The 14,488-nt window shown below is 36.0% G+C and carries 15 protein-coding genes, 1 tRNA gene and 1 other annotated feature; of the genes, 15 read left to right on the top strand and 1 reads right to left on the bottom strand.

Features of this window, described 5'->3' with window-relative positions; translation table 11 throughout:
- The first annotated feature begins 7 nt into the window (after positions 1-7).
- The 9 genes from IGJ55_RS03630 (at position 8) to IGJ55_RS03670 (ending at position 9,832) form a co-directional block, all read left to right on the top strand.
- Positions 8-775 (top strand): distal tail protein Dit, encoded by a 768-nt coding sequence (locus IGJ55_RS03630; RefSeq protein WP_430607317.1) that lies wholly within the window; start codon positions 8-10, stop codon positions 773-775.
- On the top strand, positions 772-3,540 hold the full coding sequence (locus IGJ55_RS03635) for a phage tail spike protein (protein WP_430607318.1): 2,769 nt from the start codon (positions 772-774) through the stop codon (positions 3,538-3,540). Before IGJ55_RS03630 ends, IGJ55_RS03635 begins: the two co-directional genes overlap by 4 nt.
- Before the next feature lie 25 nt (positions 3,541-3,565).
- Positions 3,566-4,441, top strand: coding sequence for a phage baseplate upper protein (locus IGJ55_RS03640; protein WP_430607319.1), 876 nt, complete (start codon positions 3,566-3,568; stop codon positions 4,439-4,441).
- Positions 4,441-4,671, top strand: coding sequence for a hypothetical protein (locus IGJ55_RS03645; RefSeq protein ID WP_069639280.1), 231 nt, complete (start codon positions 4,441-4,443; stop codon positions 4,669-4,671). The genes IGJ55_RS03640 and IGJ55_RS03645 overlap by 1 nt, the downstream gene beginning before the upstream one ends.
- The gene (locus tag IGJ55_RS03650) at positions 4,668-4,934 is read left to right on the top strand and encodes a collagen-like protein (RefSeq protein WP_430607321.1); all 267 of its coding nucleotides are present in this window, start codon (positions 4,668-4,670) and stop codon (positions 4,932-4,934) included. Before IGJ55_RS03645 ends, IGJ55_RS03650 begins: the two co-directional genes overlap by 4 nt.
- Complete coding sequence (locus IGJ55_RS03655) at positions 4,934-5,479, top strand: phage baseplate protein (RefSeq protein WP_430607323.1); 546 nt, start codon at positions 4,934-4,936, stop codon at positions 5,477-5,479. The genes IGJ55_RS03650 and IGJ55_RS03655 overlap by 1 nt, the downstream gene beginning before the upstream one ends.
- A gap of 273 nt (positions 5,480-5,752) precedes the next feature.
- A complete protein-coding gene (locus IGJ55_RS03660; RefSeq protein ID WP_429950279.1) occupies positions 5,753-6,217 on the top strand; it encodes a MarR family winged helix-turn-helix transcriptional regulator in 465 nt (154 codons plus the stop codon).
- Positions 6,214-7,950, top strand: coding sequence for an ABC transporter ATP-binding protein (locus tag IGJ55_RS03665; protein WP_069639276.1), 1,737 nt, complete (start codon positions 6,214-6,216; stop codon positions 7,948-7,950). Before IGJ55_RS03660 ends, IGJ55_RS03665 begins: the two co-directional genes overlap by 4 nt.
- A complete protein-coding gene (locus IGJ55_RS03670) occupies positions 7,943-9,832 on the top strand; it encodes an ABC transporter ATP-binding protein (RefSeq protein WP_069639275.1) in 1,890 nt (629 codons plus the stop codon). The genes IGJ55_RS03665 and IGJ55_RS03670 overlap by 8 nt, the downstream gene beginning before the upstream one ends.
- Before the next feature lie 62 nt (positions 9,833-9,894).
- Here IGJ55_RS03670 and IGJ55_RS03675 read toward each other — a convergent pair.
- Positions 9,895-9,968, bottom strand: a tRNA-Arg gene (locus IGJ55_RS03675).
- Positions 9,969-10,139: 171 nt separating this feature from the next.
- Positions 10,140-10,219, top strand: a sequence feature (ribosomal protein L21 leader region).
- A 19-nt stretch (positions 10,220-10,238) separates the two neighbouring features.
- Here IGJ55_RS03675 and rplU point away from each other — a divergent pair.
- From rplU to IGJ55_RS03705, 6 genes are all read left to right on the top strand, one after another.
- Positions 10,239-10,547 carry a 50S ribosomal protein L21 gene (gene rplU, locus IGJ55_RS03680; RefSeq protein ID WP_010762829.1) on the top strand — a complete coding sequence of 103 codons (309 nt, stop codon included), beginning with the start codon at positions 10,239-10,241 and terminating at the stop codon, positions 10,545-10,547.
- 34 nt (positions 10,548-10,581) lie between these two features.
- Positions 10,582-10,926 (top strand): ribosomal-processing cysteine protease Prp, encoded by a 345-nt coding sequence (locus IGJ55_RS03685; protein WP_429950281.1) that lies wholly within the window; start codon positions 10,582-10,584, stop codon positions 10,924-10,926.
- A 12-nt stretch (positions 10,927-10,938) separates the two neighbouring features.
- Complete coding sequence (gene rpmA, locus IGJ55_RS03690) at positions 10,939-11,226, top strand: 50S ribosomal protein L27 (protein ID WP_010762831.1); 288 nt, start codon at positions 10,939-10,941, stop codon at positions 11,224-11,226.
- A gap of 324 nt (positions 11,227-11,550) precedes the next feature.
- Complete coding sequence (locus IGJ55_RS03695; RefSeq protein ID WP_429950283.1) at positions 11,551-12,222, top strand: CHAP domain-containing protein; 672 nt, start codon at positions 11,551-11,553, stop codon at positions 12,220-12,222.
- Between the two features lie 402 nt (positions 12,223-12,624).
- Positions 12,625-13,317 carry a lysozyme gene (locus IGJ55_RS03700; RefSeq protein WP_430607326.1) on the top strand — a complete coding sequence of 231 codons (693 nt, stop codon included), beginning with the start codon at positions 12,625-12,627 and terminating at the stop codon, positions 13,315-13,317.
- 662 nt (positions 13,318-13,979) lie between these two features.
- Complete coding sequence (locus IGJ55_RS03705; protein WP_069639266.1) at positions 13,980-14,456, top strand: DUF2798 domain-containing protein; 477 nt, start codon at positions 13,980-13,982, stop codon at positions 14,454-14,456.
- The last annotated feature ends 32 nt before the right edge of the window (positions 14,457-14,488 follow it).

Genomic DNA, 14,488 nt, shown 5'->3' on the forward strand with positions numbered 1-14,488 from the left:
GGAAAACATGTATTATTTTGAAGACACAACGAAAAAAGTCCATAAAGATGATTTGATCCTTCCTTCTTCAGCCATGATGTATGACGGTGTGTATCTAGAAAAAATGATCGACGGCTACCGTACGTTAGCTGTAACAGGTAGAGAAATGCTATCACTGGATATTGAAACACAAGAAACACAAGTAGGGAGCATCAAACTGAATCAAAAATTACCAGCTCGAACAATCAAAGTAAGCTATCAATTGATCGGAAATGATGCGAAAGATATACAGAAGAAATACCGGCAATTGATGCATTTACTTTATAAAAAGTCAGATGTTGAGATTCGCTTCAAAGACGAATTGGACTACCATTATCATGGACAATATAGGACGACAGATGATGTTCGGGGAGATACAAATAATATTATTGCAAGTTTTGAAATTCTTTGTACAGATCCAAAAAAATATTCCGTTCTGTTAAAAACAGACGGAGCGATTACGACCTATTTACCCTATCACACAGCACCAGAAAAAATTGCTGTGACTATTGCAGCGTTTGGTTCTTTAGTGATTACAAATGGAGCAAAAACAATCAAAATCACAAGCTATAATTTAAGTGCGGGCGACCAAGTTGTTTTTGATTTCTTAAAGGGAAAAGTCTTTGTCAATGAACTAGATCAAACCTTTTTACTAGATTTAGAAAGTGATTTTGAAAATTTTAGTATTAAAGAAGGTCAAACTGTTCAGTGCAACAATGGTAAAATGACTATTTCCTATAGGGAGGTTCAGTTATGAATAAAAGTGTTTATTTCTTTGATGAGCGCCAGCACTTGTTACGAATCGTGAAAGAAAATGAGTTGATAGAAGTCATCCAGGAAAAGGAAATTACCGCAAACAAAGAGGAATTGATGAATGATACTCTAAATGTATCTACTCTATATGATGACGAATTAAAACAAGCAGCTTATATGGCTGTGAAAGAAGAAGCATCTTCCTATAGTTTATACAGAATTATTTTAGATAGTGAAGAGGAAAATTTGTTATCCTTTGTGGGAATTAGCTTTGCACCTGACGAGCTTGATTCATATGTTGTTAAAAATATTCAAGTAACAAATGAATCAGTCAAGAGTACAATTCAAAAATTATTAGTAGAAACAGAATGGCGCGTAGACAAATTAGACGCGAATTTACCTGCAATAACAGACGATTTCAGTTTCCTATCTGTACGGGATGCATTAAAAAATATTCAAACACAAGGCTGTGAAATTCTTTTTAAATATAAGATAGATGGCATTGGGATTACAGATAAATGGATAGAAGTTTATCGTGAAATCGGTGTAAAAAGCAAACAACGTTTTACTTACGGTGACAAGGCATTAAGCATTGTGAAAGAACAAGACCGTAATCAAGTATATACAAGCTTGATTGGCCGCGGACGTGGTGAAGATGTGGGAGATGGCAAGGGCAAACGGATCGAATTCACGAATGTAGAGTGGAAAAAAAGCAATGGCAATCCTTTGAATAAACCCAAGGGCCAAAACTGGTTAGAATTTCCTGAAATGACCAAACTATATGGTATTCCCTTAAAAAATGGCGGCATGCGCAGACGAGAAAAAGTCATCACGTTTGACGATGAAGAAAGTCCAGAAAAATTACTACAGCAAACCTATCAGTCTCTGGTGGAGTATTCTCGACCACTTGTCCAGTTTAAAACTGAGATTTTAGGCGGCGATACAATTGGCAATACCGTAACGATTCATCGACACGATCGGAATTATCATTATCAAACACGGATTTTTAAAGTGAAGATCGATCGTTTAACTGGAAAAGTCGAAGCAGGCTTAGGGGATAACATCACGAAAAGCATTTCAAAAGCCACATCTGATTTAAAGGGGAATGTTGATTCTTTAGAAGAGAAGAAGATGACTTTTTATGACTCAGAAGAAATTTCGAAATGGCAAGATGATATTATTCGTGGAGCTAAAGGCGGCTCGATAAAATTGATGAATGGGATTGAAACAGGTAAATCCCAAAGTCGTGAACCATATCAGCAAGTTTTTATGAATGGCAATTCGCTAGAAAATAGTAAACATTTTTTGATAATGAATTCTGACGGCATAGGTTTTGTTAAAGACAAATTTACCAATAAACCTCAAACTGCTTGGACAATCGATGGGAAATTTAATGCTGATTATATTAACACGGGGACTTTGAGAGCCATTGATATTAAAGGCGTAAATATTTACGGCTCCCAATTTGAATCAGATAGTAATGGATTTAAAGTGCATATTCTTGATGGTAAAATTCGCTTTCTTAATTCAAAAACAGGAAAAGAGCTCGGAGCAATTGCTCCAGCATTTACAGAAGGCAAATTAGATGGTTATACCATTATCCAAAAATCAGGCTATTCGATCAATATAGCGACACAATCAACCGATGCTAAAAATCATGCCAATGTGATTAGTATTCCACCCGACAGCACAGCAGATAATCCTAAGCTAGAGATTTTTGGAAAAGTTGCTCTCAAAGGTGAATTAAATATAAACGGTAAACTATTTCTTAATGGAAAAGAAATTACAGGAAACGGCAGCGGCGGGTCTGGTGGAGGCGGTGGCATCCCACCAGAGCTGACAACAGATCAAGAAAAAAATGCCTGGGGAATTTGGCAATTTTTTAAAAATAAAGGCTGGACAAAGCAATCTATCGCTGGAATGCTTGGAAATATCCAATCAGAATCGGGAATCATGCCTGATATTGACGAGTTAAGTGGTGGCGGCGGTTATGGGTTAACCCAATGGACACCTAAATCTAAGCTTGTTAATTGGTGTAACGAACATGGGTTGGACCATCGAACGCTTGATACTCAATGCCGTCGCATTCAATGGGAAATGGAAAATAATCAACAGTGGTTTCCAAATTATGAACGCCCAGACTTATCAACTATATCATTTAGGGACTTTACCAAATTATCAGATGTTAGACTGGCAGCGGAATATTTTATTGCATTTTATGAGCATCCTAAATATCCAAATCAACCAGCCAGAGCTCAGCAAGCTCAGTATTGGTATGACAAATTAAGAAATTTAAAACCTGGAGCTGCTACTGGAGCAGCAGGCTTGGCTCATTTAGATACATTGTACAAACAGCCTTTAGGTAATGGACAATGTTATGCTGTCTCAGCAGAGTATTCTGGATTTCTAGGAGGCTGTGGTTTAGGCGCTAATACAGGCTATCCCTTAAGCCATGTAATCGGAAATACAGAAGCAGCGGCTGAAATTGGTAGTGGATATAATTGGGCCGCAGTCGGTTGGAAAGTTATTTATAACCCGTCTTATCAACAGTTAGTCGTAGGGGCGATCATCAACTGGAAGCGTGGCGGCAATATTGGCGGCTTTACTGTCGACAGCACATATGGTCATACAGGCGTCATCCGTGGTTTAGCCAATGGAGGTTTCCAAACCTATGAACAAAATATCGGATTAGGACAAGTAGTCGGCAAATATGAGCGATCATGGGTCGGAGCAAGTGAAATCAGCTCAATTGTCATCCCGCCCAAATAAACAATTTTTAGAAAGGAGTGAGTAAATGTCAATCGTCTATCCAATTTTTTTATCAACAACACAACCAAACGATAATATTCCTTCGATCATGATTCGTCAATTTGACGAAGGAAGCCAAGTCTTGGCTGTAACTATAACAGAACATGGAAAACCAAAAGACATTTCAAATTTAACCCCTTTTTTCTGCGTCAAACAAGGACATCATGCAGGTCTCGGTTTATCGGAACAAAAAGTCACTAAAATCATCGACGCAAAAAAAGGAACATTAGAATACACCTTAACCAATTACGATATGCAAAATATTGGAGAAAATACGGCTTACTTTAGCTTTAGAGAACTGCAAAAAGACTTAAGCTGGCACCAACAATTTTCTACCAGTGATTTTACGTATCAAGTCAAAAAAAGCATTTATGATGATGGGGTCAAAGATAGTAACTACATTTGGACATTTGAAGAAATTTTACGCTATTTTACTGAATGGGTGAAAACATGTCAGGAGGTCTATGATGACTGGTATGTGGTAGCACAAGAAGAACTACAGCGGATTATTGCTGAATTCCAAGTGTGGATCACAACAAACCAGCAGCGCTATGATCAATGGTCACAAGGTCAAAGAACAGAATTTGACCAATGGTTTGCTACGATCAAAGGAATTTTAGATGAAAATGCTGCGGGGAATCTTTTGCATTTGATCGAAGACTTAAAACAAGCACATTTTACTTTAAAAAGTGGTGAAACCGGAATTCTTAGAACGATTCGAGATGATAAATTTAGCTTGAATCATAAGGTGACGAAAGTAGGAAGCGTTACTCATAAAAAAGAAGCTTCAGCCTTAGTGATAGCTGAAATCGACAGTGAAAAACAACATACTTTCTTACTAAGAAAGGTAGGCTCAGTCTAATGGCACATGAAGTAGAAATCAAAAAAGTTATGGAAACCGAGGAATCAGGTGTACAACGTCAAGTTTTTCCTGAAACCCATGTTAGTGCAGTTCTTGGTTTAGATCAAATCGCAACAGCAGGAATTGGTGTTAGATCAATCAATGGAAAAACAGGCGACATCACCTTAACAGCTAAAGATTTAGGTGTTGAGGGAACAGGAATAACAATAGAGAAGGTGGGAAAAGTATGACGGATATCGTTGAATTAAAAAGTGATGGATTCGTTGTTTATCCTAAAACCCATGTCAGTGCGGTTGAAGGAATGACAACAATCAAAGGTGAAAAAGGAGACACAGGTCCACAAGGTGCAACTGGAGCTACAGGATCAGCTGGGACAAATGCTACAACAACAGCTGTGGCAACTCAAATCGCAAGTGGATTGATGAGTGCAGCCGACAAGAAAAAATTAGATACATTACCAACAATAACGTTTAGTAAGGTGGGATCAGTATAATGGCAGATATTGTACAATTAGAAGAAAAAGGGAATCTACTTTATCCGAAGACTCATGTAAGTGCGATTGATAATTTTGATGAAACAGTTGTTAAAAAGACTGGTGATGAGGAAATCACTGGAGTTAAAAACTTTAAAAATAGTATTCAGATTAATGGAAAAAATTTGCTAGATATTTTTTATCCAATTGGTAGCATTTTTCAAAGTACAGATGCAAGTAATCCAAGTACTATCATGGGAGGTTCCTGGGAAAGAATTAAAGGTAGGGTACTTATCGGTGTAGACGAGGCAGATACAGACTTTACAAGTGGAAAAATTGGTGGAGAAAAAACGCATCAGCTAGCTATATGGAATATACCGAATAGAGTAATTAAATGGACTTCATGGAAAGGTGGAAATATCTCTTATTCTCCTTGGCAAAGTGGAAATGTCGAAAAAGGAAAATTTATAGCAACTGATCCATATGATGCCGGAGACGAGTCAAGTAGACCAATTAGTAATTTACAACCATATATGACAGTTTATATATGGAAACGTATAAATTAGAATAGTAAATCTATACTTTATGGTGATAGTTATTAAGAAAAAAATGAAGTGTTTCGCAAAAAAAGGTATATGAATTATAGACTAATTAACTGGTATGATTTCGGAAGTGAACCGAACTCATACCAGTTAATGTTATTTTAATTTGAATGATATAAGTGTATTTTAACCAATAGCTTTGAGAATTACATTTGATGTTTCGAATTTAACTTGACCGATATGTAACTCTTATCGTAATATAGTTAGGAACCGAACTATGTAGCGAGGAGGAAAATAATGAACAAAAAAATCGGTCTAAAAATCAGAATTTTAGCCAACGAACTCAATCGAAAGTCAGCAGAAATTCTAAAAGAAGAAGACGGCGAAGCCTCTTCAAGTATCCAAATGCGCATTCTAAACTTCATTCACCGCCGTAATAGTCAACAAATCCCAGTCTATCAAAAAGACATCGAACAAGAATTTGACATTCGACGTTCCACTGCAACAGGCGTTCTACAAACAATGGAGAAACGCTTATTTATCGAGCGAAGCAGTTGTAAAGAAGACAACCGCTACAAAACGATTATTCTAACGGGATTAGGCGAACATAAAGTCAAAGAAAATATCGTGAAGCTACATAAATTTGATGAGTTGCTCATGCAGGGAATTCCAGAAGAAGAACTAGCAATCTTTTTCAAATTATTGGAAAAATTATCAGAAAACAGCAAAAAAATAAATAAGGAAGGTGAACGGATTACATGATAAAAAAACTGATCGCCAATATCGGTGTCTATAAAAAAGAAAGTATCATTACGCCGCTTTATGTAACTGGAGAAGTAATTTTAGATATCATTATCCCATTGGTTATGGCAATGATGATCGATAACGGCATCGAAAAAGGCGATACCAAAGCCATTTTGATGTATGGCGCGATTTTATTTGTTTGTGCCATCATTGCGTTATTTTTTGGTGCGATGTCCGGTCGATATGCCGCAGTTGCATCAGCTGGCTTTGCGAAAAATTTGCGAGACCAATTATTTGTTCGCATCCAAGGGTTTTCTTTTTCAAATATTGATCGTTTTTCAACCTCTAGCCTGATCACACGGATGACAACAGATGTGACCAACGTTCAAAATGCGTATCAAATGATTATTCGGCTTTTAGTCCGGAGTCCATTGATCATGATTTTTTCATTAGCCATGGCTTATAGTATCAATAAGGATCTGTCCTTGATTTATTTAGGCGTCGTGCCATTTTTGATGATTGGTTTAGCGGCAGTTATTTATTTTGCTCACCCAAATTTTAATAAAGTTTTTCGTATTTATGACAAATTAAATAACGTTGTTCAAGAGAACTTACAAGGAATTCGTGTTGTTAAATCTTATGTAAGAGAAAAGCATGAAGATGAGAAATTCAAAACGGTTTCTAAAGATATTTACAAAACATTCTCGAAAGCACAAAGCATTGTTGCCTTCAACAATCCGATTTTACAGTTTGCAGTCTACACATGTATGTTGTTGATTTCATGGTTAGGGGCAAAATTTGTAGTAGGGGGTACGTTGACTACTGGGGAACTGGTCAGTATGTTTACGTATACGATGCAGATTTTAATGAGTTTAAATATGTTATCAATGGTTTTTGTCATCGTACTGATTGCACGGACATCTGCTGAACGGATCACTGAAGTTTTATCAGAAGAAAGTGATTTAAAAAACAATGCAGATCCGCTTTATGAAATTCCTAATGGTTCTGTCCGCTTTAATGATGTTTGTTTTAGCTATGCGAATGATCTTGACAAATTAGCATTGATGCATGCAAATATGGAAATCAAATCAGGTGAAGTGATCGGGATCGTTGGTGGAACAGGTAGTTCTAAATCAACATTAGTCCAGTTGATTCCAAGATTATATGATGTGACGCAAGGATCGGTCGAAGTTGGCGGATATGATGTGCGAGAGTATGATTTGAAATCTTTGCGGGATCAAGTCAGTATGGTTTTACAAAACAATGTATTGTTTACAGGAACAATCAAAGAAAACCTACGTTGGGGAAATGAAGATGCGACAGATGAAGACTTGATCAGAGTTTGTAAGATTGCACAAGCGGATAGTTTTATTGAAGAATTTCCTGATAAATATGATACGATGCTTTCCCAAGGTGGGAATAATGTATCTGGTGGGCAAAAACAACGTCTATGTATTGCCCGTGCGTTGTTGAAGAAACCAAAAATTTTGATTTTAGATGATTCGACAAGTGCCGTAGATACAAAAACAGATCGTTTGATTCGGGAAGGAATGCGACAAGAAATTCCTGGAACGACAACCTTTATCATCGGACAACGTGTTTCTTCTGTTCAAGATTCTGATCGTATTATTGTGATGGATAAAGGCTTGATCAATGCCATCGGAACCCATGACGAATTACTTGCTACTAATCAAATATATCAAGAAGTCTATGAGTCTCAGGAGAAAGGATTTGGTGAAGAGAATGCGTGATGAACAAACAAAAGGGATTCGCAAAAGTCAAGATCCTTTGAGAACGCTAAAGCGACTGTTTTCATATATGGTTAAAAAATATAAGTTTCGTCTCGTATTAGTAATGATTCTCATTTTGCTGAGTACCTTCGCCAATGTTCGAGGCTCGTTATTTTTACAAGTTGTGATTGATGACTATATCACACCATTACTTGGACAAAGTAATCCTAATTTTTCTGGATTATTGAAGGCAATTACGACGATGGCACTAATTTATGGTGTTGGGATCATTTCAAATTTAGGGTTTAATCTCATTATGGTACGTATCAGCGAAGGCACACAAAAAACGATTCGAGATGAAATGTTTACCCATCTTGAGACATTACCGATTCGCTATTTTGATTCGAATTCTGATGGGGATATCATGAGTCATTTTACAAATGATACGGATACTTTGCGGCAGATGATTTCTCAAAGTATTCCTAATCTGATTGCAGCGGTGGTTAGTTTTATCAGTGTGTTTATTGCAATGTTTACCATCAGTGTGCCATTGACTTTAGTGGTGCTCGTCTCTGTTTCTATAATGATTGTGACCATTCGAATGATAGCTGGGCGCAGCAGTGGTTATTTTGGCAAACAGCAACGGGATTTAGGTAGTGTGAATGGTTATATCGAGGAAATCATGCATGGGCAAAAAGTCGTGAAAATTTTTAATCATGAGCCTCAAACAATCAAGCAATTTAAAGAAATCAATGAAGAACTACGTCAAAGTGCTACACAAGCCAATAAGTATGCCAATAGCCTAATGCCGATCATGATGAATTTATTAAATATTCAATATGTCCTTTTGGCAGTCGTTGGAGGAATCTTTTCGGTATATGGTGTTTCTGGTTTGACGATTGGGATGATTGCCTCATTTCTACAATTGAGTCGTTCATTGAATATGCCGATCAGTCAAGTGTCCCAACAAATCAATTTTGTCATTATGGCTTTAGCTGGAGCAGATCGGATTTTTACATTGATTGATGAAAAATCAGAAGTAGATGACGGGTATGTGACGTTAGTTAATGTGAATCGTGATGGAGATAAATTTGTTGAAAGCGACACAAGAACTGGTATTTGGGCATGGAGGCATCCGCATCACGATGGCACGGTAACCTATACGGAATTAACTGGAGATGTTCGTTTTGAAGATGTGTCCTTTGGCTACAATAGTCAACATCGAGTATTAAAAGACATCAATCTGTACGCAGAACCAGGTCAAAAAGTTGCCTTTGTCGGCGCCACCGGAGCTGGTAAAACCACGATCACGAATTTGATCAATCGTTTTTATGATATTCAAGAAGGTAAAATTCGCTATGATGGGATCAACGTAAAAAAAATCAAAAAGAGTTCTTTAAGACGATCTTTAGGAATTGTTTTACAGGACACCCATCTATTTACTGGAACGATTCGCGAAAATATTCGGTATGGTCAATTGAATGCATCTGATGAAGAGGTGATCCATGCAGCCAAACTTGCCAATGCAGAAGATTTTATCAATAATCTACCTGAGAAGTACGATACTGTGATCACAGGTGACGGAGAAGGCTTGTCACAAGGACAGCGTCAATTATTAGCAATCGCACGAGCAGCCATTGCTAATCCACCAGTGATGATTTTAGATGAAGCAACCTCTAGTATTGATACCAGAACCGAAAAACATGTACAAGCTGGAATGGATCGTTTGATGAAGGGCAGAACTGTATTCGTTATCGCTCATCGTCTATCAACAATCCAAAATTCGGATGCCATCATGGTGATGGATCATGGTCGTATCATCGAACGAGGCAGTCATGAAGATTTACTAGAAGAAAAAGGAATTTATCATCAACTGTACACGGGAAAAGTAGAACTATCATAAGAACAATAAAAAAACACCAGCCAATAAATGGTTGGTGTTTTTCATATAAACGTTTAAAATAATACGCCAAGAGAGATTCGAACTCCCGACCGCTCGCTTAGAAGGCGAGTGCTCTATCCAGCTGAGCTATTGGCGCAATATGTTAACGCAACAGAGTTTATTATAATGAACATATAAAATAAAGTCAATCATAAATTTGAAATAACAACTAATTTTTTTGAAAAGTGATTTATAGGACTAAAGCATTAAGTTTTTATTGACTCTCAGTCCTTAATTTGATATAGTATTAATGTTGTAATTGTGGACTCCACAGCTACAACCGCACAGAACAAGTTTTTAAGTAGAACAGTTATGTTGTCACTTGGGATGGCGAGTCTAAGTTTAGAAGAAGGAGGTGCTGTATAGCATGTACGCAATTATCAAAACTGGTGGTAAACAAGTAAAAGTTGAGGTAGGTCAAGCAATTTACGTTGAAAAATTAGACGTAGAAGCTGGCGAAAAAGTTGTTTTTGACGAAGTTATCTTAGTGGGTGGCGAATCTACGAAAGTAGGAGCTCCAACTGTCGCAGGTGCAACTGTCGAAGGAACTGTAGAAAAACACGGCAAACAAAAGAAAGTCGTGACTTTCAAATACAAACCTAAAAAACACACTCACCGCAAACAAGGTCACCGTCAACCATATACAAAAGTTGTAATCAACGCAATCAACGCATAATTCTTTTAAGTTGCATAGGAAAGAAGGCCTATCAATGATTAAAAGTTCTTTTAAACGAAATGACTCAGGTCAAATTGTTTCTTTTGAAGTCTCAGGGCATGCAGAATCAGGTCCATATGGGAGTGATATCGTTTGTGCAGCTGTGTCTGCTTTAACGATCAGTACTGTCAATGGGATCGATGCGCTAGCTGGCTTTGAACCGATTGTTGAAACCAACGAAGATGAAGGTGGTTACCTTTATGTTGAAGTGATTTCAAAGGCCAATCAGGAACAAACCAACATCGCCCAAATTCTCTTGGAAAACCTTTTATTAGGTCTACAAGCAGTCGAGCGAGAAAATCTTGACTTTATTCAAGTCAAAACCATAAATGAAAAATAGGAGGTGCAGACGATGTTATTAAACATGAATTTACAATTATTCGCCCACAAAAAAGGTGGAGGTTCGACTTCCAATGGTCGTGATTCAGAATCTAAACGCCTAGGTGCTAAAAGTGCTGATGGACAAACTGTTACTGGTGGATCAATTTTATACCGTCAACGCGGAACTAAAATTTACCCAGGAGCAAACGTAGGTATTGGCGGAGACGACACTTTATTTGCTAAAGTTGACGGTGTAGTACGTTTCGAACGTAAAGGCCGTGACAAAAAACAAGTGTCTGTTTACCCAGTAGCTCAATAATAATTAATAATGTAGCTGTAATCCTTGTATTAGAAGGGTTACAGTTTTTTTAATGTTGTTATTACTTATTTATTTTTAGAGTTTATGTATGTTTTTAGTTATATATTGTATTGGTTTGCCAATGTTATTAGGTATAATGAAAGTCTTTACCTGAACTTAAAGGTAGCATTAATATTGGTATTTTGTATTTGTATGGCCAGCACTTATGTGGTGGCTTTTTTCTATGGGAGATTATTGATAGAGAATTGATAGGTCTAGAGTGAAATGTTCTAATATACTAGTGTTGTAAGATCTTACGAAATAAATAGTGTTAGGAGGTAGAACATGGTTAGGGTATTAGAAGTTGTAAGCTATACAGAAAGTCTAGTAGGGAAATCAGTTGATGAAGATGGAGCTTATGGCTCTCAATGTATGGATTTAACTGTTCATATTATGAAACGTTACTTCGGTTGGCATCCATACGGAAATGCGATTGAATTAACTTCACAAAATCTCCCAAATAGTTTTTCAAGAGTAAGAGTAACAAGTGCGGACCAGATTAAGACAGGAGATATTTTAATCTGGGGATTAGGAGAGTTCGCTACGTATGGGCATACTGCTATTGCGATTGAAGATGGAAGTTCTAATGGTACTTTTGTTTCGATTGACCAAAATTGGCTCAATCCAAGTCTAACTGTAGGTAGTCCAGCAGCGAGAATTAGACACAATATGCACGGTGTTTGGGGAGTTATTCGACCAAATTATGAACAAGAGAATATGAATGAAACAAAAAAAGGAGAGGTAACTATGCAATGTTTTTACAAGGTTGACAATAAGGCACAAATTTATTATTTTGACGGGCAAAAGGTTAGACGTGTAGGTGCGCCAGATGAAAAAAAAGTTTTGAATGATATTTATAGAGCGAACAATGGTAGAGATATTCCAGAATTTAATTGGAATTCGAGTGGACCGATGTATGCACGATTACTTGCGGTAATTAATCGAGAAACAATTTAAGTATATAAAATAAAGAGAGCACTCATTGAGTGCTCTCATTATTTGGAATAGGAATGATAGAAAGAAGATTCTTGTAGTTGTAGTGTTGTACAAGAAGATATTATTAACAAAAGAAGAAACCTTGTTTTAAAATACTGATAATAAGAATACAGATACAATTTTTTTGGTAAGAATTATCTCGAAACAGCAGATGTAAAAATCAATAATTTTAAAGTAATAATGATTACTAAAATAGTCAATTACAATTTTTGAAGCGTTTATAAGATAGCCTTTATTGATTATGTTTCAGTCTTTTTTATTGGGTGAATAATGACAGAATAACGAAAGTCTAGATAGACAATTATATACTACAATAAATTTTGTAAGATCTTACAACTAAATTATGTTAGGAGTGAATAAGTATTGGCTAATGAAAATATGCAATTATCGTCTAAAGGACGTAATTTAATTGCTAAGTGGGAAGGGTTACGGTTAACTGCATATCAAGATTCTGTTGGTATCTGGACTATCGGTTATGGGCATACATCTGGTGTTACTCCAGGTATGACAATAACCGAAGATCAAGCTAATTCATTTTTAGATGAAGATGTTAAAAGTCATGTTACAGGTATTTTTCGATTTGTGACAGCACAACTTAATCAAAATCAATTTGATGCTTTAGTAAGTTTTCATTTTAACTTAGGTGCATACATTTTACAAAACTCACAACTGTTAGTTTATATAAATAGCCAACAGTGGCAATTAGCTGCAAGTGAGATGCAAAAATACGTGTATGCTAACGGAAAAATTTTACAAGGACTTGTGGATAGAAGATACGATGAAGCAAATTTATTTTTAGAGTCAAGCGAATCCAAACCAGAACAAACAAAAAAAGGAGAGATAACAATGAACTGTTTTTATAAGATTGACAATAAAGCGCAGATTTACTATTTTGATGGGAAAAAGGTGCGATTAGTAGGGCATCCAGACGAAAAGAAAGTGCTGAATGATATTTATAAGGCGAATAATGGTAAGGATATTCCAGAGTTCAGTTGGAATTCAAGTGGGCCAATGTATGCGCGATTATTAGCGGTGATTAATCGAGACACAATCTAAGAGTACAAACTATTGATAAGAATACTGGATGTTGAGGGTGAAAAGGAGCGGATTTCCAAAATCACACTCAGGAAATAAAAAGGGAAATATCATTTTTCTAGTTGTAAGCTAAAAGATAGAGGAAGAAAAATGTGATTTGTGATAAATTTTAAATATAAGAACACCTTGTTAATTTATTTGATTAGCAAAGTGTTCTTATATTAATACAAAAGACGTTTCAGACTTATCTGGGAAATTCTGATTATATAATCAAAAAGATATAACAGAACCATTGAACATTGAAATAAAGACATAAACCATCAAGATTACAATTAAAATCAGCGATAGTATAAGTAGGAAAACAGTTGTTCTTTTTTTCTTTTCCCAACTATAAGTCGTTTTTTTAGACTTACCACCAAAAAATTGAAAATAATGCTAAAAGTAAAACCTACATACATCATTTTTATTCTCCAATCATTTTAGCCTTAATTTATCCCAAAATAGCTGGAAAAAACAAGTATATTGATTTTTAATAGATTGAAAAATTTCATTCGTTCTCTATTTTTTCCTTCTTTAAAAAATATTTTTGGATTTTTCTCTAAAATTAGAAAAATTTAACTTACGAGATTTTTTTATATATGATAGCATAAACTCTGCTACAAAAATCAAAGAGGAGTGTCTATATGCCGCAAAATAAAAAAGAAGGAATATTTTTTACAACGATTGTCTGTTTTTCAATGGTGCTTTCTATGAGTGCCTATAATCTTTTACTACACGGACAATTTTCACTAAGTAATCTATTGGTAGGGCTTGTTCCAGGTTTTATCGTTGCCTTTTTATTCGATGTCTTAGTTGTTGCAACACCTGCTAAAAAAATTGCTTTTGCTCTACCGATCAATAAATCAAAAAAAATTCATATGATCATTGCTGTTTCTAGTTGTATGGTTTTGGGAATGGTCTTTTTTATGTCAATGTATGGTGTTGTCATGCAATTTGGGTTTACACAAAATTTCTTAGGCTATTATATTGGAGGCTTTTTTAGCAATTTAATTATGGCGTTGCCGCTACAATTATTGATTGTCGGTCCGCTTTGCCGCTGGATTTTAAGTAAAAGTCGCCAAAGCAATTGGTTGAAAGAAAAGAATCAAATCAGCGAGTAGGCTTGTTGAAACGAGAAGAAATTGTGGCAAAT

Origin of the sequence: Enterococcus sp. AZ170 (assembly GCF_050545135.1) — a bacterium.
Classification (GTDB): Bacteria; Bacillota; Bacilli; order Lactobacillales; family Enterococcaceae; genus Enterococcus_L; species Enterococcus_L ureilyticus.

What these genes read in the sequence shown, in the direction of transcription:
- IGJ55_RS03660 (WP_429950279.1), top strand. Translation starts at nt 5,753, where the DNA reads ATGAACAAAAAAATCGGTCTAAAAATCAGAATTTTAGCCAACGAACTC.
- IGJ55_RS03630 (WP_430607317.1), top strand. Translation starts at nt 8, where the DNA reads ATGTATTATTTTGAAGACACAACGAAAAAAGTCCATAAAGATGATTTG.
- IGJ55_RS03655 (WP_430607323.1), top strand. Translation starts at nt 4,934, where the DNA reads ATGGCAGATATTGTACAATTAGAAGAAAAAGGGAATCTACTTTATCCG.
- IGJ55_RS03645 (WP_069639280.1), top strand. Translation starts at nt 4,441, where the DNA reads ATGGCACATGAAGTAGAAATCAAAAAAGTTATGGAAACCGAGGAATCA.
- IGJ55_RS03640 (WP_430607319.1), top strand. Translation starts at nt 3,566, where the DNA reads ATGTCAATCGTCTATCCAATTTTTTTATCAACAACACAACCAAACGAT.
- rpmA (WP_010762831.1), top strand. Translation starts at nt 10,939, where the DNA reads ATGTTATTAAACATGAATTTACAATTATTCGCCCACAAAAAAGGTGGA.
- IGJ55_RS03635 (WP_430607318.1), top strand. Translation starts at nt 772, where the DNA reads ATGAATAAAAGTGTTTATTTCTTTGATGAGCGCCAGCACTTGTTACGA.
- IGJ55_RS03685 (WP_429950281.1), top strand. Translation starts at nt 10,582, where the DNA reads ATGATTAAAAGTTCTTTTAAACGAAATGACTCAGGTCAAATTGTTTCT.
- rplU (WP_010762829.1), top strand. Translation starts at nt 10,239, where the DNA reads ATGTACGCAATTATCAAAACTGGTGGTAAACAAGTAAAAGTTGAGGTA.
- IGJ55_RS03670 (WP_069639275.1), top strand. Translation starts at nt 7,943, where the DNA reads ATGCGTGATGAACAAACAAAAGGGATTCGCAAAAGTCAAGATCCTTTG.
- IGJ55_RS03695 (WP_429950283.1), top strand. Translation starts at nt 11,551, where the DNA reads ATGGTTAGGGTATTAGAAGTTGTAAGCTATACAGAAAGTCTAGTAGGG.
- IGJ55_RS03665 (WP_069639276.1), top strand. Translation starts at nt 6,214, where the DNA reads ATGATAAAAAAACTGATCGCCAATATCGGTGTCTATAAAAAAGAAAGT.
- IGJ55_RS03650 (WP_430607321.1), top strand. Translation starts at nt 4,668, where the DNA reads ATGACGGATATCGTTGAATTAAAAAGTGATGGATTCGTTGTTTATCCT.
- IGJ55_RS03705 (WP_069639266.1), top strand. Translation starts at nt 13,980, where the DNA reads ATGCCGCAAAATAAAAAAGAAGGAATATTTTTTACAACGATTGTCTGT.